The sequence below is a fragment of the Pseudomonas sp. P1_F7 genome, assembly GCF_056405655.1.
Genome location: NZ_JBFUBR010000018.1, coordinates 51,293 through 72,534, shown reverse-complemented (window position 1 = coordinate 72,534; position 21,242 = coordinate 51,293). Strand labels below are relative to the sequence as shown.

19 protein-coding genes are annotated in these 21,242 nt (G+C 61.9%); 11 read left to right on the top strand and 8 right to left on the bottom strand.

Features of this window, described 5'->3' with window-relative positions; genetic code table 11:
* Positions 1–188: 188 nt before the first annotated feature.
* Positions 189–1,097, bottom strand: coding sequence for a LysR family transcriptional regulator (locus tag AC1D1M_RS25300; RefSeq protein ID WP_477777725.1), 909 nt, complete (start codon positions 1,095–1,097; stop codon positions 189–191).
* Positions 1,098–1,201: 104 nt separating this feature from the next.
* On the opposite strand from AC1D1M_RS25300, the gene AC1D1M_RS25295 reads away from it, so the two are divergent.
* The 5 genes from AC1D1M_RS25295 (at position 1,202) to AC1D1M_RS25275 (ending at position 5,861) form a co-directional block, all read left to right on the top strand.
* Positions 1,202–2,068, top strand: a complete 867-nt coding sequence (locus AC1D1M_RS25295) for a pirin family protein (RefSeq protein WP_477777724.1) — start codon at positions 1,202–1,204, stop codon at positions 2,066–2,068.
* 93 nt (positions 2,069–2,161) lie between these two features.
* Entirely contained in the window at positions 2,162–2,845 is a 684-nt protein-coding gene (locus tag AC1D1M_RS25290) for an isochorismatase family protein (protein WP_477777723.1), read from the top strand.
* A 55-nt stretch (positions 2,846–2,900) separates the two neighbouring features.
* Positions 2,901–3,527 (top strand): isochorismate family cysteine hydrolase YcaC, encoded by a 627-nt coding sequence (gene ycaC / locus AC1D1M_RS25285; protein WP_477777722.1) that lies wholly within the window; start codon positions 2,901–2,903, stop codon positions 3,525–3,527.
* Positions 3,528–3,740: 213 nt separating this feature from the next.
* Positions 3,741–5,183: a mechanosensitive ion channel domain-containing protein gene (locus tag AC1D1M_RS25280; RefSeq protein WP_477777721.1), complete on the top strand. Its 1,443-nt coding sequence runs from the start codon at positions 3,741–3,743 to the stop codon at positions 5,181–5,183.
* A gap of 237 nt (positions 5,184–5,420) precedes the next feature.
* Positions 5,421–5,861 carry a carboxymuconolactone decarboxylase family protein gene (locus tag AC1D1M_RS25275; protein ID WP_477777720.1) on the top strand — a complete coding sequence of 147 codons (441 nt, stop codon included), beginning with the start codon at positions 5,421–5,423 and terminating at the stop codon, positions 5,859–5,861.
* Between the two features lie 12 nt (positions 5,862–5,873).
* Here AC1D1M_RS25275 and AC1D1M_RS25270 read toward each other — a convergent pair whose 3' ends face one another.
* Positions 5,874–7,466, bottom strand: a complete 1,593-nt coding sequence (locus AC1D1M_RS25270; RefSeq protein ID WP_477777719.1) for a DHA2 family efflux MFS transporter permease subunit — start codon at positions 7,464–7,466, stop codon at positions 5,874–5,876.
* Positions 7,463–8,584, bottom strand: coding sequence for an HlyD family secretion protein (locus AC1D1M_RS25265; RefSeq protein ID WP_477777718.1), 1,122 nt, complete (start codon positions 8,582–8,584; stop codon positions 7,463–7,465). The genes AC1D1M_RS25270 and AC1D1M_RS25265 overlap by 4 nt, the downstream gene beginning before the upstream one ends.
* A gap of 382 nt (positions 8,585–8,966) precedes the next feature.
* On the opposite strand from AC1D1M_RS25265, the gene AC1D1M_RS25260 reads away from it, so the two are divergent.
* A complete protein-coding gene (locus tag AC1D1M_RS25260) occupies positions 8,967–9,695 on the top strand; it encodes a class II aldolase and adducin N-terminal domain-containing protein (protein ID WP_477777717.1) in 729 nt (242 codons plus the stop codon).
* Between the two features lies 1 nt (position 9,696).
* On the opposite strand, the gene AC1D1M_RS25255 is transcribed toward AC1D1M_RS25260, so the two are convergent.
* The 5 genes from AC1D1M_RS25255 to AC1D1M_RS25235 all read right to left on the bottom strand — a co-directional run bounded on the left by AC1D1M_RS25255 (position 9,697) and on the right by AC1D1M_RS25235 (position 15,914).
* Complete coding sequence (locus AC1D1M_RS25255; protein ID WP_477777716.1) at positions 9,697–10,761, bottom strand: GlxA family transcriptional regulator; 1,065 nt, start codon at positions 10,759–10,761, stop codon at positions 9,697–9,699.
* A 9-nt stretch (positions 10,762–10,770) separates the two neighbouring features.
* Positions 10,771–12,432 carry a choline dehydrogenase gene (locus AC1D1M_RS25250; protein WP_477777715.1) on the bottom strand — a complete coding sequence of 554 codons (1,662 nt, stop codon included), beginning with the start codon at positions 12,430–12,432 and terminating at the stop codon, positions 10,771–10,773.
* A gap of 157 nt (positions 12,433–12,589) precedes the next feature.
* On the bottom strand, positions 12,590–13,759 hold the full coding sequence (locus AC1D1M_RS25245) for an aromatic ring-hydroxylating oxygenase subunit alpha (RefSeq protein ID WP_477777714.1): 1,170 nt from the start codon (positions 13,757–13,759) through the stop codon (positions 12,590–12,592).
* A gap of 194 nt (positions 13,760–13,953) precedes the next feature.
* Positions 13,954–15,135, bottom strand: a complete 1,182-nt coding sequence (locus tag AC1D1M_RS25240) for an acetyl-CoA C-acyltransferase family protein (RefSeq protein WP_477777713.1) — start codon at positions 15,133–15,135, stop codon at positions 13,954–13,956.
* Positions 15,132–15,914 carry an enoyl-CoA hydratase-related protein gene (locus AC1D1M_RS25235; RefSeq protein WP_477777712.1) on the bottom strand — a complete coding sequence of 261 codons (783 nt, stop codon included), beginning with the start codon at positions 15,912–15,914 and terminating at the stop codon, positions 15,132–15,134. Before AC1D1M_RS25235 ends, AC1D1M_RS25240 begins: the two co-directional genes overlap by 4 nt.
* A 217-nt stretch (positions 15,915–16,131) precedes the next feature.
* Here AC1D1M_RS25235 and AC1D1M_RS25230 point away from each other — a divergent pair, with 217 nt between their 5' ends.
* The 5 genes from AC1D1M_RS25230 (at position 16,132) to AC1D1M_RS25210 (ending at position 21,217) form a co-directional block, all read left to right on the top strand.
* Positions 16,132–17,238, top strand: a complete 1,107-nt coding sequence (locus tag AC1D1M_RS25230) for a polyamine ABC transporter substrate-binding protein (RefSeq protein ID WP_477777711.1) — start codon at positions 16,132–16,134, stop codon at positions 17,236–17,238.
* 39 nt (positions 17,239–17,277) lie between these two features.
* The gene (locus tag AC1D1M_RS25225) at positions 17,278–18,696 is read left to right on the top strand and encodes an aminotransferase (protein ID WP_477777710.1); all 1,419 of its coding nucleotides are present in this window, start codon (positions 17,278–17,280) and stop codon (positions 18,694–18,696) included.
* A gap of 53 nt (positions 18,697–18,749) precedes the next feature.
* Positions 18,750–19,601 (top strand): helix-turn-helix domain-containing protein, encoded by an 852-nt coding sequence (locus tag AC1D1M_RS25220; protein WP_477777709.1) that lies wholly within the window; start codon positions 18,750–18,752, stop codon positions 19,599–19,601.
* A 91-nt stretch (positions 19,602–19,692) separates the two neighbouring features.
* The gene (locus AC1D1M_RS25215) at positions 19,693–20,193 is read left to right on the top strand and encodes a sigma-70 family RNA polymerase sigma factor (protein ID WP_477777708.1); all 501 of its coding nucleotides are present in this window, start codon (positions 19,693–19,695) and stop codon (positions 20,191–20,193) included.
* Between the two features lie 40 nt (positions 20,194–20,233).
* The gene (locus tag AC1D1M_RS25210) at positions 20,234–21,217 is read left to right on the top strand and encodes a FecR family protein (RefSeq protein ID WP_477777707.1); all 984 of its coding nucleotides are present in this window, start codon (positions 20,234–20,236) and stop codon (positions 21,215–21,217) included.
* The last annotated feature ends 25 nt before the right edge of the window (positions 21,218–21,242 follow it).

Genomic DNA, 21,242 nt, shown 5'->3' with positions numbered 1-21,242 from the left:
CTGGAGCGGCAAAGCAATGTTTACCGCAAGTCATGAATTGGGGGCAGGAAGATGTGTTGATGGTGTCTGGTCCGACGCCATCGCGAGCAAGCTCGCTCCCACATTGGATCTATTTGCACCACAAATCCCCTGTGGGAGCGAGCTTGCTCGCGATAGCCATCACTCGGTCCAAAGCCTTACCCCCGACCCTAAGCAATATCACTACGACTGAACTCCTCCCCGAGAAAATCGATCAACGTGCGCACCGAGGGCAGCAAACCCCGGCGTGAGGGGAAGATCGCATGGATGACACCGCTTTTCGGTGTCCAGCCCGGCACCAGTTCCACCAGTTGCCCGGCAGCGATTTCATCGCGCACCACCACGCTGGGCAGGTGCACGATGCCAATCCCGGCAACCGCCGCATGGCGCAAGGCCAACAGGTCATCGGTGACCATCCGCGGTGCATGCCGGATCACCGCGGTGCTGCCGTCGGCACCGAACAGTTCCCACTGATATTCGCGCTGCGCCGCGCCCCAGTGCAGGCTCGGCAAACCGCTGAGGTCGGCCGGGGAGGCCGGAGTCGACAGGCGCGATAAAAAGGCCGGGCTGCCGACCACGCTCTGGGTGCTGTTGCCCAGCACTTTCATCACCATGTCGGTGTTCTCCAGCGGCGGAAAGCGTACCCGCAGGGCAATGTCGAAGCCTTCGTGAATCAGGTCGACCCGGCGGTTAGTGCTCTCGATGAACAACTCCACCAACGGGTACTTGAGCATGTAGCGGGTCAGCATCGGCCCGACCCAGGAATTGAGCAGCGCCGTCGGGCAACTGACGCGCACCAGGCCCTGGGGCTCGGAGCGGTTGCGCTCGATCAGTTCGGCGGCACTTTCCGCTTCCACGCGCATGGCCAGGCAGCGCTGGTAATAGGCCTGGCCGATTTCCGTCAATGAACAATGCCGACTGGTGCGGTGCAGCAGGCGTACACCAAGGCGCTCTTCAAGCTCGGCGATGCGTCGGCTGAGCTTGGACTTGGGCATGTCCAGTGCCCGGCCGGCCGCGGCAAAACCGTGATGCTCCACCACCTGGGTGAAGTAGTAGAGGGTGTTGAGGTCTTCCACCATCGTTCTCCAAATAGAACGCTAAAGCTGATTTTTGCAGTCTAGCGCAGCAAAGGTCACGGTTTTAAGCTTTGTCCATGGCTTCACTCACCTCATCAGGAGACTCCATGAAAAACATCATCGGTATCTACACCAGTCCACGGACCCATTGGGTTGGCGACGGTTTTCCGGTTCGCACGCTGTTTTCCTACGACAACCTGGGCAAGCACATCAGCCCGTTCCTGATGCTGGATCACGCCGGCCCCGCTGAATTCACCCCGACCAGCGAGCGACGTGGTGTTGGTCAGCATCCTCATCGTGGCTTCGAAACCGTGACTATCGTTTACAAGGGCGAACTGGAGCACCGGGACTCCACCGGCAGCGGCGGCAAGATCGGCCCCGGCGATGTGCAATGGATGACCGCGGCCTCGGGGATCCTGCATGAAGAGTTTCACTCCGAAGGTTTCGCCAAAAGCGGTGGCACCCTGGAGATGGTGCAACTGTGGGTCAACCTGCCGGCCAGGGACAAAATGGCCGACCCCGGCTACCAGACGATTCTCGACGGCGACATCCCGAGCATCGCCCTGAAGGACAGCGCCGGCAGCCTGCGCCTGATCGCCGGTGAGTTCGACGGTCACAAGGGGCCGGCGCGCACCTTCACCCCGGTCGACGTGTGGGACATTCGTTTGAATGCCGGCAAGTTGCTCACCCTGGATCTGCATGAAGGGCGCAACACCGCACTGGTGGTTTTGCGTGGCACGGTTCAGGTCAATGGCCTGGAGTCGGTGCGCCAGGGGCAACTGGCCCTGTTCGATCGCAAGGGCGATCAGATGAGCCTCCAAGCCAGCGAAAATGCGGTGGTGCTGTTGCTCAGCGGCGAGCCGATCGACGAGCCGATCGTCGGTCACGGGCCGTTCGTGATGAACACCGAGCAAGAAATCCACCAGGCCTTCGCCGACTTCCAGTCCGGTCGCTTCGGCCGGATGCACGCTTAATTCGCAGCGCTTCAACACCCGACTCTACACAGGATGAGTAGGCCGGTTTTCAGGCCAGGGATGGCTGTTGCCCAAAAGAAAGAGGAAACGCACATGAACACTGTCTACGCGGCCAACTTCAACGGCCAGAAACCGACCATCGACCCCAACGACAGCGCGATGCTGTTGATCGACCATCAGAGCGGACTGTTCCAGATCGTCAAGGACATGGACGTGCCCCAACTGCGCGCCAACGCCATTGCCCTGGCCAAGGCTGCAACGTTGCTGAAAATGCCGGTGATCACCACTGCCTCGGTTCCGCAAGGACCGAACGGGCCGTTGATCCCGGAAATCCACGAGGCCGCACCCCATGCGCAATACGTGGCGCGCAAAGGTGAAATCAATGCCTGGGACAACCCGGAGTTTCACGCGGCGGTCGAAGCCACCGGCAAGAAAACCCTGGTGATCGCCGGCACCTTGACCAGCGTGTGCCTGGCGTTCCCGTCCATCGCCGCCGTGCATGAAGGCTACAAGGTGTTCGCGGTAGTCGACGCCTCCGGCAACCACTCGAAACTGGCCACTGATCTGACTGTTGCCCGTTTGGCCCAGGCCGGGGTGGTGCCGATCGACATCATGGCTACGCTCTCTGAGCTGCAAGGCTCGTGGAACCGCCCGGATGCCGAGCAGTGGGCCGCTGTCTACGCCCAGGCCATGCCGCATTATCAATTGCTGATCGAGAGTTACCTCAAGGCCCAGCAAGTGGCGAACGAACACGAGGTGCTGGACTCCCGGCGCTGACCGGTTACCCCACGCCGATACCACTCGGCATCGATAACATGCGAGGACTACTGCAATGACCACTTCCTACAAGCGTCTCGACAAGGACAACGCCGCGGTTTTGATGGTTGACCATCAAGCGGGACTGTTGTCACTGGTGCGCGACATCGATCCGGATCGTTTCAAGAACAACGTACTGGCCCTGGCCGACCTAGCCAAGTACTTCAAGCTGCCGACCATCCTCACCACCAGTTTCGAAACCGGTCCCAACGGCCCGCTGGTGCCCGAGCTCAAGGCACTCTTTCCGGACGCGCCGTACATCGCTCGCCCGGGCCAGATCAACGCCTGGGACAACGAGGATTTCGTCAAGGCAATCAAGGCCACCGGCAAGAAACAGCTGATCATCGCCGGTGTGGTGACCGAGGTGTGCGTGGCATTTCCGGCACTGTCGGCCCTGGCCGAAGGCTTTGATGTGTTCGTGGTCACCGACGCGTCCGGCACCTTCAACGAACTGACCCGCGAATCGGCGTGGAGCCGTATGACCGCCCAGGGCGCGCAATTGATGACCTGGTTCGGCCTGGCCTGTGAACTGCACCGCGACTGGCGCAACGATATCGAAGGGCTGGCCACGCTGTTCTCCAACCATATTCCGGATTACCGCAATTTGATGACCAGTTACAGCGCGCTGACCAACAGCAAATAACTTCGGCATCACTCATCCCACCCTGTGGGAGCGAGCTTGCTCGCGATGGCGGTAAAACAGTCACTGATGTTCTGACTGTCCGCCGCTATCGCGAGCAAGCTCGCTCCCACATTTGTTTTTATGGCGATTGCAGAATCCAGCCAAATCAATTGCTCCTACACTATGGCCAATCCATGCGATCTTCGCGTTATTGGCCCTGGCTGGAGTTGCTTGATGCTGTCTTTCCTCACCGAACACCCATTGATCTGCGCCATGGTGCTGATCCTGATCGACCTCGGGTTGTGGCGTTTGATCGGTGACAACCGCAACCCTTGGAAGCTGCTGTTGCGGGTCACGATTTTCGCGCTATACAGCCTCCTGCTGTTCAACGAAGGCCTGAACCCGATGGAGCCGCCGCCCTGGGCCGACAACGTACCGTTGCATCTGGCGGCCACCGGGTTGCAGATCGGCTGGTGGCTGTTTGGTGCGCGGATGCTGACGGTGCTGATCGGCGCAGCGATGATGCAACGAGTCGGGCATACCGGGCGGTTGCTCCAGGATTTGCTCGGTGCGGTGATTTTCCTGATCGCGATCATTGCCGCCCTGGCCTATGTACTCGATCTGCCGGTCAAGGGCGTGCTGGCGACGTCCGGTGCGTTGGCGATCATTGTCGGTCTGGCCTTGCAAAGTACTCTCAGTGACGTGTTTTCCGGGATCGTCCTGAACACCACCAAGCCCTATCAACTGGATGACTACATCTCCATCGATGGCATGGAAGGCCGGGTCACCGACATCGACTGGCGTGCCACACGCCTGCAGACCTCCCAGGGTTGCATGGCGGTGATTCCCAACTCCCTGGCAGCCAAGGCCAAGATCATCAACTTCAGTCGGCCGAACGACATGTTCGGTATTTCGGTATCCCTGGAAGTGAGCCCCCACGCGAGGCCGAACACGGTAATCGACGCGTTGGAGCGGGCCATGCAAGGTTGCCGTGCGCTGCTGGATACACCGTCGCCAAGCGTTGGCCTGAAAAATGCCAGCAACACCGGAGCGGTCTACGAAATCAGCGGCTTTGTTGCGTCGATGGATGAGAAACGCTCAGTGCGCAATCAGCTGTACGACCTGGCCTATCGGCACTTGCAGGCATCCGGGGTCAATTTGTTGTCGAGCGTGGAACCCAACCCGCCGATCAACTTGACACGGCAACGGGCATTACTGGATAGCTCGCCGATTTTCTCCACCTTGCGTCAGGAAGAGAAAGACACGTTCAGCCATAACATGACCCTGCAAACCTTCCGCGCCGGGGAGTCGATCCTGGAAGCGGGGGAGGTCAGCGATCACTTGTTCATCATTGAGTCCGGCGTGGTCTCGGTGACGTTGTTGCGCCACGGAGCGCCATTCGAATCCGGCCGCATGGGGCCAGGGGAGGTGATCGGCGAAGCGGGTGTTCTGACTGACAGCGCGCTGCCTGCGCGGTTTATCGCCAAGACATTCTGTGGCCTGTACCGCATCGAAAAGTCATACCTCAAGCCGTGCCTGGATGCCCGTCACGACATCAACGATGCGATGAAAGCCTTGCTCGATTACCGGCTGCACAAGGCGAAAACCCTGACCCAGGAGCTGCCGGTGGCGGTGGAGAAAAAGGGCTTTTTGCGGTGGTTGCGCAATCGGGTTTGAATGGCCGCTGCGCGGATCGTCGGATCGCCGCCCGGAGCAAGCTCGTTCCCACAGGGAAATGCGGTCAAATGTGGGAGCGAGCTTGCTCGCGATGACGGCAGTGAACTCACCAAAAGTGAAGAGCGAAACCCATCACACCCACGCCAATGGCCTCCTCGACTTCTGAAAAATTGGCTATTTGTGTAGACCGGTCGTGGGACTAACGTAGTGACACACCCACTTGCCCTGGAGCACGCCATGCAATCCCGTATCGATTTCTACACTGCCTCCCCTGATGCCCTCAAAGCGATGATCGCCCTGGAAACAGCGGTATCGAAGCTGCCGCTGGAAAAAAACCTGATCGAACTGGTCAAGCTGCGCACCTCGCAAATCAACGGCTGCGCCTTCTGCCTGGACATGCACAGCGCCGATGCACGCAAGGGTGGTGAGTCCGAACGTCGCCTGGCGACACTGTCGGCCTGGCGGGAAACGCCATTCTTCACCGAGCGTGAACGCGCCGCACTGGCCTGGACCGAATCCCTGACCCTGATCAGCCAGACCCATGCCCCGGACGAAGACTATGAACTGGCTACCGCGCAGTTCGATGCCAAGGAAATGGTCGACCTGACTGTCGCCATCACCACCATCAACGCCTGGAATCGCCTGGCCATCGGCTTCCGCAAAATGCCTCAGGCCTGACCTGCACAAGCATCAATGCGCATCGGCACTCGGCGCGGCCGGTGGTTGCACCTTGCGCATCAAGGGCACCATCGCCGTGGCGATGACGAAGCACACCCCAATCATCAAGAACGCGTCGCCATAGGTTTGCGTCTGGGCTTCGCGGTAGGTCAGCAACCATAGTTGATGCAGACTGGCGGTGACCCCGGCGTCACCGCTCTGGCCGAGGGCGGCGAAGTTGTTGCCGACCTGGGACAGCCATTGGTTGAGGGCCTCGTTGGTGCTGTTGAGGTTCTCCGCCAGCCGGGTGAAGTGCAGGTTGGTGCGGTCGTTGAGGATGGTCGCGCACGCGGCGATGCCGATAGCCCCGCCCAGGTTGCGCATCAGGTTGAACAAGCCTGACGCATGTTTGAGCCTTGCCGGCGCCAGGCCGCCAAGTGTCAAAGTCACGGTCGGCGGCACCGCCAATTGCTGGGCAATCCCGCGCAAGGCTTGCGGCAGCATCAATTCCTTGGCCCCCCAGTCATGGGTGATCGGGCTGAAATCCCACATCGATAATGCGAACAGCCCGAGGCCGGTCATCATGATCCAGCGCAGATCGATGCGGTTGGCCAGAAAGGCGTACAGCGGAATCGCCATGATCTGGAACACCCCAGTGGAGAAAACCGCCAGACCAATGTCCAGCGCACCGTAGCCGCGCACCCGGCCGAGGAACAGCGGCGTCAGGTAAATGGTGGCGAACAGGCCGATGCCGGTGACGAACGAGAAGAAACAGCCGAGGGCAAAGTTGCGATCCTTCAAGGCGCGCAGATCGACAATCGGATTGGCCGCGTGCAAGGTCCGGCCGATGAATGCCAGCCCGGCCAGGCCGCTGATCCACGCGGTGGTCAGGATCGTGCGGTCGCTGAACCAGTTCCAGCGCGGGCCTTCTTCGAGGGTGTATTCCAGGCAGCCGAGGAACAGCGCCAGAAACACCATGCTCAAGTAGTCCGCGCCTTTGAGCAGCGACAGTTCCGGCTGGTCGATTTTCACCAGCATCGGCACGGCCACGGCGACAAAGATGCCGGGGACCAGGTTGATGTAGAACAGCCAGTGCCAGGACGATATGTCGGTGATCCAGCCACCGATCACCGGCCCCAGGGTCGGTGCCAATGAGGCTACCGCGCCGATGGTCGCCGCAGCGATCACCCGTTGCTTGCCGGTGAAGAACACGAAGGCCGTGGTGAACACCATCGGGATCATCGAGCCGCCCAGAAACCCTTGCAGGGCGCGGAAGGCGATCATGCTCTGGATGTTCCAGGCCACACCGCACAGCAGGCTGGTCAGGGTGAAGCCCACCGCCGATGCGCAAAACAGCCAGCGTGTGGAAAACACCCGCGACAGCCAACCCGACAGCGGGATCACGATGATTTCGGCGATCAGGTAACTGGTTTGCACCCACGCGGTTTCGTCGGTGCCAGCGGAGAGGCCGCCGCCGATGTCACGCAACGACGCCGAGACAATCTGGATATCCAGCAGCGCAATGAACATGCCGATGCACATGCTGGCGAAGGCGAAAACCTTGGTCGCCGTCGCCATGCTCGCGGCATTGAACGGTTGCGCCGGGGCGGCGAGGGCGCGGCTCATGGCGCTCTGGCCACGGCTGGCGCTTCAGGCGCCTTGCGCGTGTCCACTTCAGCGGTCACCGACAACCCCGGACGCAGGTGGCCGAGCACACTGTCGGCCGGATCGAGGTGAATCCGCACCGGCACCCGCTGCACGATCTTGGTGAAGTTGCCGGTGGCGTTTTCCGGCGGCAACACACTGAATTGCGAACCGCTGGCGGGAGCGAGGCTGTCCAGGTAACCGTGGAATTCCTGCCCCGACAGCACGTCGGCATGAATCACCACCCGTTGCCCCGGCAGCATGTGTGCCAGTTGGTCTTCCTTGAAGTTGGCATCGACCCACAGACCGCTGGTCGGCACCACCGAGAGCAATTGCGAGCCAGCCTGGGCATAAGCGCCGACCCGTGCCCGGCGATTGCCGATCACACCGTCAACCGGTGCCTTCAGTTCGGTGTAGCCGACATTCAATTGCGCCAGATCGCGCTCGGCCTTGGCCTGGATCAAGGCGGCGCGGGCTTGTTGTTTCTGGGTGTCGATCACATTCAACTGGCGTTGCGCGGCCAGCAGTTCGGCCTGGGCGCGGTTGCTTTGGGCCTGGGCCGTCTTGAACGTGGTGTTGGCCCGCTGGGCGCTTTCCACCGAGACGGCGTTGGTGATCACCAGTTTCTTGTAGCGGGCATCGTCATCCCGCGAACGGGCGGTTTCGGCACCAGCGGCGTCGATGCCGGCACGGGCCTGGCCGATGACGGCCTGTTGCAGTTGTTCGGTGGCGTCGAGGTTGGCCAGCAAGGCCTCCTGGGCGGCCACTGCGCCTTCGGCCTTGGCCAGGTTGGCGCGGTAGTCGCGCGAATCGAGACGGATCAGCACGTCGCCGGCCTTGACCTTCTGGTTATCGGTCACCAGCACTTCGTCGATGTAGCCCGCCACTTTCGGCCCGATCACCGTAACGTCGCCGCCGATGTAGGCATCGTCGGTTTCTTCGATGAAACGCCCGGCGCTCCACCAATGTGCGCCGTACACACCGGCCAATACCAACGCTGCGATCCCCACGGTGGGCAAAAGCAGGCGTTTGAGCAGGGGACGTTTTGCTGGTTGCACCGGGGCGTCCAGGTCGGGTTCTACGGTGGACATGCTGGTCATGGAGGGGTACCTGTCGGGGCGGCGTTTAATTATGATGGATGTAATATGACGTATGTAATATTTTGTGGCAAATGGTTTTTGCTGCCGATCGTCAGGTGGTTTTTCCGGGAAGATGAGATTCTGTGTGCGCTGGAGAACCACTGTGGGAGCGAGCTTGCTCGCGATAGCGGTGCATCAGGCGACATTATCGTCGACTGAATGGCCGTCATCGTCGGATCGCCGCCCGGAGCAAGCTCGCTCCCACAGGGGATCTCGGCGCCACCGCCAACCCGTCCTTGCCTTCCAGGTGCGGATAACGGCAATCCGTGTCGTTTCCCGTCAAGTCCGCGCAAGGCGTCGCTCTACACTGCCAGGCAACCGATCAACATCCGGGGAGCACGGGATGAATCAACCTGTCGAGCAACTGCGAATCCGCCTGGCCTGTGCGTTCCGCTGGGCGGCGCGGCTGAACCTGCACGAGTCCATCGCCAATCACTTCAGCGTCGCCGTGTCGGGGGACGGCCGGGAGTTCCTGATCAACCCTTACGGCAGGCACTTCTCGCGGATCAAGGCCAGCGACTTGCTGCTGGTCAACGCCGATGACCCCGCCAGCCTCGACCGCCCGGACGCGCCGGACATCACCGCATGGGCCTTGCACCGTGCCTTGCACCGTAACCACCACCATGCCCGCTGCATCCTGCATACCCACTCGAAATACGCGACGGCCCTGGCCTGCCTGGCGGATTCGCGCCTGCCGCCGATCGAGCAGAATGGCATGCGTTTTTTCGAGCGGGTGGTGATCGACGACGGTTTCGACGGCATGGGCCTGGGCGCCGAGGCGGAGCGGGTCAGCCACTTGTTGGGGGACAAGCCGATTCTGTTGATGGGCAACCATGGCGTGCTGGTGGCGGCGCCGAGCATCGCCCAGGCATTCGATGACCTGTACTACTTCGAGCGTGCCTGCGAGACCTACATCACCGCGCTTGCCACCGGCCGTGAGCTGCGCGTCGCCAGCGATGAAATAGCGCGCAAGACCTGTCGGCAATGGCTCGACTATCCGGGCTTTGCCGACAAGCATTTCAATGCGCTGATGGGGATTCTCGACGAAGAAGAACCGGGTTATCGCCTGTGAGTCAGTCCGCCTCGACCGGCCGATGCTCCTTGCGCAGCGGCTGGCGCATCACCGGGGCAGTCCAGACCTGGCTGCGGTCTTCGCTGGGCGGGCAGCCGAAGCGGGCGCGATAGGTGCGGGAAAAGTGCTCCAGCGAGCCGAAGCCCGAGCAGGCCGCCACCTGGGCGACGCTCAGGCGTGTCTGTTGCAGCAAACTGTGGGCCTTGGCCAGGCGCAGGGTGATGTAGTACTTGAGCGGCGACAGGCCGGTCTGATGCTTGAATTGCCGCTCCAGTTGCCGCCGTGACAGGCCGACTTGAGCGGCTATCGCTTCGCAATCCAGCGGTTCTTCCAGCGCCTGCTCCATCAAGCCGATGGCGCGGCGGATCTTGCTGCCGTACAGCCCGGTGTTGGTCAGGCCGCCGTCCAGTTGGTTGTCGGCCGGTGCGCGTACCTGGCCCATCAACAGGTGCATGCCGATTTCCCGGGCCAGTTCGCTGTCGAGGCTTTGGCCGATCCAGCCCAGCAGCATGTCCAGGGTCGTGGTGGCGCCGGCGCAGGTCATGCGCTGGCGCTCCAGGGTGTAGAGCTGCGGCTTGGCGTGGACCCGTGGATAGCTTTCCTGAAACCCTTGCAGATTGTCCCAATGCACGGCGGCTTCGTAGCCGTCGAGCACGCCGGCGGCGGCGAGCAGTTCGGTGCCGGTTTCCACGCCCATCAACACCGCGCCGAACAACGCCTGCTTGCGCAACCAGCTTTTGAGCGCGAGGTTGCGGCTGTGTTTGTGCACATCGAAACTGGCGAGCACCACGCACACATCGAAACCCTGATCGGCCTTCAAACCGTCATTGGCGACCGTGGTCAGGCCATTGCTGGCCTGCACCGGCTGACCATCGAGGGATAGCAGCGACCACTCGAACAAGGGTCGCTGAGTCAGCCAGTTGGCGATGGCCAGCGGTTCCAGCACGGCCGCCAGACCGAAGTTGGAAAACGACGGCAGCATCAGCACCGCGACCCGCAGTGGCGCGACCTCGCCGCGCCGCCAGGTGAAACGTGCATCGGTGCTGCTGGACGACTGATTACTCATGAGTGATCTCTAGCGTTGCTGCGTTTGCCATTGTGGGTGAATCCACACCGGGGCATCGACGGGCGGCAGTGGCGGCAAGCCGCGAATCAGGTCGCTGGCCTTTTCTGCGATCATCACCGTCGGCGCATTGGTGTTGCCGCTGACGATTATGGGCATGATCGAGGCGTCCACTACCCGTAGTCCGTCGATGCCATGCACCCGCAGATGCGGATCGACCACGGCCTCGGCGTCGTCCGCCAGTCCCATCTTGCAGGTGCCGCTGGCATGGTAGCCGGTTTCCGTGACCTGCCTGGCCCAGGCGTCCAACGCTTCATCACTTTGCGCCTGCGGGCCGGGCACCAGCTCTTCACCCCGGTAAGCGGCCATGGCCGGTTGCGCAATGATCTCGCGCACCAGCCGCGCACCGGCGCGCATGTCGGCTCGATCCTGCTCGGTTTTCAGGTAATTGAACAGGATGCGCGGCGGCTGCCTGGGGTCGGCGCTGTTGAGCGTGACGCTGCCCAGGCTGGTGGGGCGCATCAGGTCGATGTGGATCTGGAACGCGTGGCCCGGCACCAGGTCGACGCTGCCTGGTTTGACTGCCAAGGGCATGAAGGTCAGTTGCAGGTCGGGAAATTCGACCCCGGCCCGTGAGCGGATGAACGCCCCGGCCTCGAAATGGTTGCTCGCCGCCAGCCCGTCGTGGGTGGCAAACCAGCGTGCGCCGATCCACCACTTGCCCGGCGCGGTGGTCCAGGGGTAGAGCGACACCTGCTGCTTGCATAGGAATTGCACCACCGTGTCCGGGTGATCATTGAGCCGGCGACCGACGCCGGGCAGGTCGTGTCTGACCTCGATCCCCAGGTCCCGCAGTTCCGCTGCCGGACCAATGCCGGACAGCAGCAGTAATTGTGGCGAGTTGATCGCCCCGGCGGTCAGCAGCACTTCACATCGGGCGCGGGCCTGGTGGACCTCGCCGTTGTGCTCGTACTCAATGCCGACGGCGCGTTTGCCGTCGAACAGAATGCGCAGCACCAGCGCGTCAGTGCGCACCTGCACATTGCCGCGAGCCAGCGCTTCACGCAGATAGCCGCGGGAGGTGCTCCAGCGTCGACCGGCGCGGGTGGTGCGATCCACCGGGCCGAAGGCTTCCTGGCGATAACCGTTCAAATCATCGCTCAGGCCATACCCGGCCTGGGCGCCGGCCGCCAGAAACGCGGCGCACAACGGCGTCGTCGTATCGCCGGGGGTGACGTGCAGATGCCCGGTCGCCCCGCGGTAATCGTCCGCGCCATCGGCATGGGTCTGGGCGCGTTTGAAATATGGCAGCACGTCCTGATATCCCCAACCGTCGCAGCCCTGTGCGGCCCAGCCGTCGTAGTCCCGGGCATGGCCACGGATATAGACCATGCCATTGATCGACGACGAACCGCCCAGCGTACGGCCGCGCGGCGTGCCGATCCGGCGGCCGTCCAGAAAGGGTTCCGGTTCGGAGCTGTAGCTCCAGTTGTAGCGCGTGCCGCCGACCACCAGGCCCACGGCGGAGGGCATGTCGATGGTCCAGCTCCGGTCCGCCGGCCCGGCCTCCAGCAGCAGGATCCGCACCGCCGGGTCTGCGCCCAAACGGTTGGCCAGCACACAGCCGGCGGACCCGGCGCCCACGATCAGGTAATCAAATGCATGCTCGGTCATGGTTGGGGGCTCCTTGAAAAAACAGATCTGTCAGGTGCGACGCGAACCCTGTGGGAGCGAGCTTGCTCGCGATGGCGGACTGACATTCAGCATCTCTGTCGACTGGAACACCGCTATCGCGAGCAAGCTCGCTCCCACAGGGACTGCGTTCGTCCGATCAACTCGCGGTCGATCCATGAATCCCGTTAAACACCAACCGATGAAAGTGGTGCACCAAATGCTCGCTTTCATTGCTGCGCTGGGCATCGATCATGTAGCGCCCCTGGTCGTAACCGAGCGAGCGCAGGCCTTTCTGCACCGAGATGTTCAGGGCGATGTCTTCCGGCCCCAGATCCTCGTTCATCCACTTCATGCAGGACTTGCTCACCTCGGCCGTCTCGGCATTGCTGGAGTAGTAGCCGAAGCGCAGCAGCGAGCGCTCGGCGTCCAGCGGAATCATGATGAACGAGCCCAAAAACTCCGAGAACGGGAAGGTGTAGAAGGTGTTGTTCGGCCACATGCCGATGTTGAAGAAGCACTCGTCCGGGTTGAGGTCCTTGCGCAGGGGCACGCCGTAGGCTTCGGTCACCGAGAGGTTGGCCGGGGCGATGTAGGTCCACCAGTTGTCGCGTTTGGTCAACTGATAGCCTTTGAAATCGATCAACTTCGCCAGGTCGATGTGGCACGGCCCCGACAGCTTGAAGTGATAACCCTCGATGGAGTTGTCCATGATCACCTTCCAGTTGGCCGGCACGATCACGTCCTGTTCCTCGATCAGGCGCATGTCGGCCAGGTCCGGAAACACCCGGCGCATTTCCTCGTCGGCACCGGGGAATAAGTCCCGCAGGGACGGCGCGTTCGGGTCGAGGTTGAAGTAAATGAAACCGCCCATTTCTTCAGCGCGCACCTGCGGGATGTTGAACTGCTGCAACTCGAAGTTCTTCATCTTCTCGCAGCGGGGTGCACTGCGCAGGCTGCCGTCCATTTCGTAGCACCACGAGTGATAGGCGCAACGCACCACGCCGCCCGTGGTGCCGCGCCGTTCTTCGAGCAGGCGATTGCCGCGATGCTGGCAAACGTTGTGGAAAGCATGGATCCGGCCCTCTCGGTTTTTCGCCACCACCACGCTCTGGTCGAACAGATCCGTCACCACGTACTGACCCGGCTCGGCGAACTCACTGACGTGCCCGGCGACGTGCCAGGCGCGCATGAAAATGTTGTCGCGCTCGGCCTTGAACAGGGTGTCGTCGTAGAAGTAACGCGAGGGCAGGGTGAAGGCCTCTTCCGGGTCCTGATGGTCCCAGCCATCGATCGGGCTCTGCTGTTTGCGGTTCTGGAAACTGTGCATGGGGCGATCTCCTCAGTGACTGGCCGTGCGCAACGGCTTCGTGTTCTGAGGGGTAATCTAGGGTGCGGGGCGGGGGCGGTATTGATCGATTGCGACCAGTTGCAGGGGGAAACCATCAAACGGTTATAGCGAGATCTGAAAAAAACAAAGGCCGATGATCTGCGCGATCACCGGCCTTTTTTTATAGCTGTTGCTTAGACGCGTTCGAAAATCGCCGCAATCCCCTGACCACCACCGATGCACATGGTCACCAGCGCGTAACGGCCGCCGGTGCGGTGCAGTTCGTGGATGGCCTTGGTGGCGATGATCGCGCCGGTCGCGCCCACCGGGTGGCCCAGGGCGATGCCCGAACCGTTCGGGTTGACCTTGGCCGGGTCGAGGTCCAGTTCCTGGCTGACGGCGCAGGCCTGGGCAGCGAAGGCGATGTTGGCTTCGATCACGTCCAGGTCGGCGACGGTCAGGCCGGCGCGCTTGAGCGCCAGGCGTGTGGCCGGGATCGGGCCCAGGCCCATGAACTCAGGTTCGACGCCGGCGTGGGCGTAGCTGACCAGGCGGGCGAGGGGTTTCAGGTTATTGGCCTGGACCGCGTTGCCGCTGGCCATGAGCAGTGCGGCGGCGCCGTCGTTGAGGCCCGAGGCGTTGCCGGCGGTGACCGAGCCGTCCTTCTTGAACGCAGGCTTCATCGCAGCCAGCTGTTCCAGGGACGTGGCGCGCGGATGTTCGTCGACGCTGAACAGTTTGACGCCTTTGCGATCCTGGATTTCCACGGTCGCGATCTGTTCGCTGAAGTAGCCGTTGGCAATCGCGTGAGCCGCGCGTTTCTGGTCTTCGAAAGCCAGGGCGTCCTGCATTTCGCGGGTGATGCCGTTGCGCGCAGCGACGTTCTCGGCGGTGATGCCCATGTGGATGCCATGGAACGGGTCATGCAGGATGCCGAGCATGTAGTCGATGACCTGGGCGTTGCCCATGCGCGAACCCCAGCGGGCGGCCGGCATCAGGTACGGACCACGGCTCATGGATTCGGCACCGGCACCGACGACGATGTCGGCATCGCCGAGCATCAGGGTCTGGGCAGCGTTGATGATGGCTTGCAGGCCCGAACCGCACAGGCGGTTGACGTTGTAGGCCGGGGTTTCCTTCGGGATGCCGGCGTTCATCGCTGCGACGCGGGAGATGTAGGCGTCGCGGGTTTCGGTCGGGATCACGTTGCCCATCACCAGATGGCCAACGAGCGCCGGGTCCACGGCGGCTCGCTCCAGGGCGGCTTTCACGGCCGTGGTCGCGAGGTCGGCCAGTGGCACGTCCTTGAGCGAACCGCCGAATGTACCGATGGCGGTACGGGCGGCGCTGACGACGTAGATTTCTGGAGTGTTCATGGCTGGTTTCCTTTCGGTGGATTCTTATCTGTACTGCGATTGAGCAGGGCGTTCAAGGCGGTTTTCGCCTCGTCGGTATTCAGGCGCTGAATGAACAGCGTGTTTTCTTCGCGCAGGGTGGCTTCCAGTTCGGCCAGGGAAGCCTGTTTCATCAGCTGCCGGGACTGGCGCAAGGCTTGCTGGGGCATGGCCAGGAAGCGCTGGGCGATTTTTGTCGCCGCCGCCAGGCATTGTTCGCCGTCATCGAAGGCTTCGTTGGCCAGACCCCAGGCCACCGCTTCGTTACCGTCCAGGCCGTTGCCCAACAGCAGCAGGCTCGCGGCGCGGGCATGGCCGAGGCGGCGTGGCAGCAACAGGCTGGCGCCGAATTCGGGGCACAGGCCGATGTTGACGAACGGCATGCGCAACTTGGCGCTGCGGGTCACCAGTACCTGGTCGCAATGCAGCAGCAAGGTGGTGCCGATGCCGATGGCCGCCCCGCAGACTGCCGCGACCAGCGGTTTTTGCAGGCGCGTGACGACCTTCATCAGGTGGAATGCCGGGGCGTCCAGATGAGTGGGCGGGTGCTGGAGGAAATCCACCAGATCATTGCCGCTGGTAAAGCAGGTCGGGCCGCCAGTGATGATGATCACGCCGGTTTGCTCGTCTTCGTCGGCGGCCTGCAGCAGGTCGGCCAACTGCGTGTACATGGCGTTATTCAGTGCGTTGAGCTTGTCCGGGCGGTCGATGGTCAGCGTCAACACGCCGTCGCGTTGCTCGTGTTTGATCAGGTCGGTCATCGCAGGCTCTGCAGGGTCGGTTCAGGGCTGCCACTTTAAGCGCCGGACAAACTCCGGATCTATGGCAAAACGGGTCAACTGCACTGCCGCTTTTTGCCATGCCGGTGTGCCAAAAAGCGACACACACCCTTTCGGGGTATGGCCGCGCCCGGCGAATCGACCAATAGTGGGGGCATCCGCTCATCCAGAGCCGAACTCGCTATAAGGTGCATTTGCTATGGGCAAGACGCTGCTTAAGGTGATTTCCAGTCTGTTTGTTGTACCGCTGACCTTTCATGCCTACGCCGCTCAAGTGGACGACAGCAATACGCTGCGGCTGTACAACTGGGCGGACTACATCGGTGAGAAAACCATCGCCGATTTCGAAAAGGCCACCGGTATCAAGGTGGTCTACGACACCTTCGATTCTTATGAGACGGTGCAGGCCAAGCTGCTCACCGGTCATTCCGGTTATGACCTGATCGTGTTGAATGCCTCCCTCGCGCCACCGCTGATCAAGGCCAAGGTGTTCCAGCCGCTGGATAAAAAGCAGTTACCGGGGTGGACCAACCTGGATCCGCAGATCCTCGAAGACCTGCAGGGCTATGACCCCGGCACCCAGTACTCTGCGCCCTACACCTGGGGCAGCAACGGCGTCACCTACAACGTCGACAAGATCAAGGAACGCATGCCGGACGCGCCGATCGGCTCGCTGGCGATGATCTTCGATCCGAAGATCGTCTCGCGCTTCGCCGACTGCGGCGTGACCCTGCTCGATGCCCCGACTGAAGTCATTCCCATGGCCCTCAAGTACCTGGGGCGTGATCCGCGTAGCGCCGCACCCGAGGATCTGAAAGCCGCCCAGGACTTGCTGCTGTCCGTGCGGCCGTACATCCGCAAGTTCGACTCGGTCAATTACCTGACCAGCCTGCCCAACGGCGACGTGTGCATGGCCATGACCTGGTCCGGCGACTACGCCACCGCCATGGCCCGCGCCGCAGAAGCCAAGAAGAAGATCGACCTGGCCTACTTCATCCCCAAGGAAGGCTCGCTGATCTGGTTCGACAACATGTACATCCCGGCCGACGCGCCCCACGTCGCCAATGCTCACAAGTTTCTCGAGTACCTGATGCAACCGCAGGTGATGGCGGACGTGAGCGACTTCATCAATTACGCCAACAGCAACGCCGCGGCCACGCCGTTGTTGAACGCCGCTGTGCGCGACAACCCGGCCATCTACCCCGACGCGCAAACCCGCGAGCGGCTGTTCCCGCAGAAGACCCAGGACGCCAAGGACATGCGGGCGATTACCCGGGTTTGGAGCACCGTGAAAAGCGGCATCTGATTTGTTCGATCGTTAGTCATTTCGGTTAGAGGTTTATTTATGGCGACGCCAACACGCAGCGTTTTTTCCCCAGCGGACGAGTCCCGGCTGGTCAAGGCCGACAAGGCTCACCATATGCACGGCTATCACGTGTTCGACGAACACGCCGAGCAGGGCTCTTTGAACATCGTCGCAGGCGATGGCGCCTATATCTACGACACCCAGGGCAATCGCTTTCTCGATGCCGTGGGCGGCATGTGGTGCACCAACATCGGTTTGGGCCGTGAAGAAATGGCCGAGGCCATCGCTGACCAGGTCCGTCAGTTGGCCTATTCGAATCCGTTTTCCGACATGTCGAACAACGTGGCGATTCAGCTGTGCGAGAAACTCGCCAGCCTCGCTCCCGGCGACCTCGACCATGTGTTCCTCACTACCGGTGGCTCCACCGCCGTGGACACCGCGTACCGGCTGATCCAGTACTACCAGAACTGCCGTGGCAAACCCGAGAAGAAGCACGTCATTGCGCGGTTCAACGCCTATCACGGCTCCACCACCCTGACCATGTCGATCGGCAACAAGGCCGCCGACCGGGTGCCGGAGTTCGATTACGCCAACCCGCTGATCCACCACGTCTCCAACCCCAACCCGTACCGTGCGCCGGACGGCATGGGCGAGGCGCAGTTCCTCGAGTTCCTGGTCAAGGAGTTCGAAGACAAGATCCTCTCGATTGGCGCGGACAAGGTCGCCGGTTTTTTCGCCGAGCCGATCATGGGCTCGGGCGGGGTGATCATTCCGCCCCGGGGTTATCTCAAGCGCATGTGGGACGTCTGCCAGCGCTACGACATCCTGTTCGTCGCCGACGAAGTGGTGACTTCGTTCGGTCGCCTGGGCAAGTTCTTTGCCTCCTATGATGTGTTCGACGTGCAGCCCGACATCATCACCACCGCCAAGGGCCTGACCTCGGCTTACCTGCCGCTGGGCGCGTGCATCTTTTCCGACCGTATCTGGAAAGTCATCGCCGAGCCGGGCAAGGGCCGCTGCTTCACCCACGGCTTCACCTACAGCGGCCATCCGGTGTGCTGCACGGCGGCGCTGAAGAACATCGAAATCATCGAGCGGGAAAACCTGCTGGCCCATGTCGACACGGTGGGGGCTTATCTGGAAGAGCGCCTGGCGACCCTGCGGGAGTTGCCGCTGGTGGGGGATGTGCGCTGCCAGAAACTCATGGCCTGCGTGGAGTTCGTCGCCGATAAACGCACCAAGGCGTTGTTCCCCGACGAGATCAACATCGGCGAGAAAATCCACGTGCGGGCCCAGGCCCGGGGGTTGCTGGTGCGGCCGATCATGCACCTCAACGTGATGTCGCCACCGCTGATCCTGACGTTTGCCCAGGTCGATGAAATCGTCGAGACCTTGCGCGAGTGCATTCTGGAAGTGGCGGCCGAACTTCAGGCCAGCGGCCAGTATGGCGGCCAATGAGTTTGCCCGGCGCACGGTTACCAAGGGCCGGCTCACCCGCTAGACTGCGGGGCATGAGCAAAGCACAAGACGATACGTTAATTGCCCTGACCTTTGGCGCCCTGCACCGCTGGCATGGCGACATGCGCGAAGCCTTCGCCCACATCGATGAGCCCGACGCCCTGCGCCATTTGGCGTCGGCTTTCGGGCACCTGGTGGGAATCGAGTCGGTGATGATCAGCCTGGAACACAAGGACCGCCCGCCGCAGTTGCTGTATCAGCGCGGGATTGCCGAGCAGTACCGCGACTCGATCATCGACCGCTATTTTTCCGGGGGTTATTTGCTCGATCCGTTCTGTCTGGCGGTCGAGCAGGGTCTGGCGCAGGGTTTCTACCACCTGGAGGAAATCGCTCCGGACAACTTCTTCGACAGTGAGTACTACAAGACTTACTACCTCAAGGCCGGCAGTTCCGAAGACAGCTTCTATCTGGTCGATACCGGCCATGACACACAGGTGTCGGTGAGCCTGTTCCAGGGCTTTGGCGGGGAAATCCTGCGCGCCGAACAATTGAACCTGCTGCGAGCGGTCGAGCCGCTGGTGCGGGAGTTCATTTGCGAATTCGGGCGTCGTGGCCTGCAACGCAGCGTGGCCTTGCAAGGCCAGCCGGCAGTCGGGGAGGGCGATGATCTCAAGCACCGCGTACAGGCGGCATTCGAGAACTTCGGTTGCGAACTGTTGACCGAACGCGAACGGGAAGTGGCGCACATGGTCCTGCGCGGGCATTCGGTGAAGTCCACGGCCAGCCAGATGAGCATCTCGCCGGAAACCGTGCGCATGCACCGCAAGAACCTGTACCTGAAACTGGAAGTGGGGTCGCAGTCGGAACTGTTTGCGCTGTTTATCGAGTGGTTGCGCAAGCATTGAGCCTTGCAAGATCGACCAGGCGGCCGCAAACCATTGCTTCAAGTTAATAGGAAGCATTACTATTCGCACCCCGTCTCCACAGCACACCGCAATGACCCTCAAGCTGCCCCGCAGACACGGCTTTTTCGAGCATTACGAAGAGTTGGTTGGCACCTGGACCCGTCGCCTGAGAAACCGTCAGCAGGCCGAGGACCTGGCCCACGATACTTTCGTGCGGGTGCTTGAGTCCGATTCGGCGGTGGTGCAACAGCCTCGGGCGTATTTGCACCAGACCGCGCGCAACATCGCCGTGGATGGGTATCGGCGTGAGGACCGGCGGGGCGCCATGGAGTCAGAGGCGATCGATCTCAGTGAGTCGCCGACCGGCGACCCGGAGCATTTCATGCACGCGATCCAGCTGGCGGATTGCATCGAACGGGCGCTTACCGAGCTGCCGGTCAACTGCCGCAAGGTGTTTGTCTGGCAGAAAATCGAAGGCCTGACCCAGGCCGAAATCGCCGAGCGCCTGGGGCTGTCCAGGAACATGGTGGAAAAGTATATGATCCGCACGCTTCGGCACCTGCGCGATCGCCTGGACGGGTTGCAGTCATGATCGACAGCGCCTTCTCCTCCCCAGCCAAACAGGAACTTCCATGATGGATACTCGTGATTGTGCGTGCGGGCAAACAGCGGTTCGCGATGACGCGGCGCAGTGGTTTGTGCGTTTGCAGGAGCCTGTCGCCGATATCGAAGTGCGTCGCCAGTTTCAGGCCTGGCTGGACGAACACCCCCAACACCGAAACGAATTCGAAGTACTCCAGGGCTTGTGGAGCGCCGCCGACCTGGTGCCGGCGGCGCGCTTGCGTGCCTTGTGCGAAACCCCGCCAGCCCTGAAAAAACGTCGTCCCGTACTGCGTTACGCGGTGGCCGCCAGCGTGCTGGCCGTGGCGCTCGGCCTGGGCTTGTTCAGCGGCCTGAATCATCCGGCGCCTTACACCGCCGAGTTTTCAACAGCCCTGAATGAGCGACGCCATGTGGCGTTGCCCGATGGCTCGGTGGTGGATCTGGACAGCCGCAGCCGGATTCAGGTGCGCTTTGAAAAGGGGCAACGCAACGTTGAGTTGAGCGAAGGCGAAGCGATGTTCAGCGTCGAGCACGACACCAGTCGGCCATTCGTGGTCAAGGCGGGCAGCGGCAAGGTCACGGTCACCGGCACCCGATTCGACGTACGCCATGGCACCCGCGAAACCCGGGTGGTGGTGGAGCAGGGCACAGTCAAGGTTCAGGGGCGCGAAGCCGCCGACAATGATTTTGTCAGCCTGACTGCCGGCCTCGGTACCCACGTCGATGCCTTGGGCAAGGTCGCTGCTGCCTACGCCGTCAACCCGGCGGAAATGACCGCCTGGCACAGCGGCAAACTGGTGTTCAACAACGCCAGCCTGGCCGATGTCGCCGAGCAGGTCTCGCGCTATCGCGAGAAGCCGCTCAAGGTCGCCAGTGCAGCGGTGGGCGATCTGCGCCTGACCAGCGTGTTCAAATCCGACAACACCGACGCGCTGCTCAAAGCCTTGCCGAACATCCTGCCGGTGGCCGTGCGCACCCTTGGCGATGGCAGCCAGGAAATAATTTCAAAATAAAATTCAGGTTTTTTTCGAGTTCATC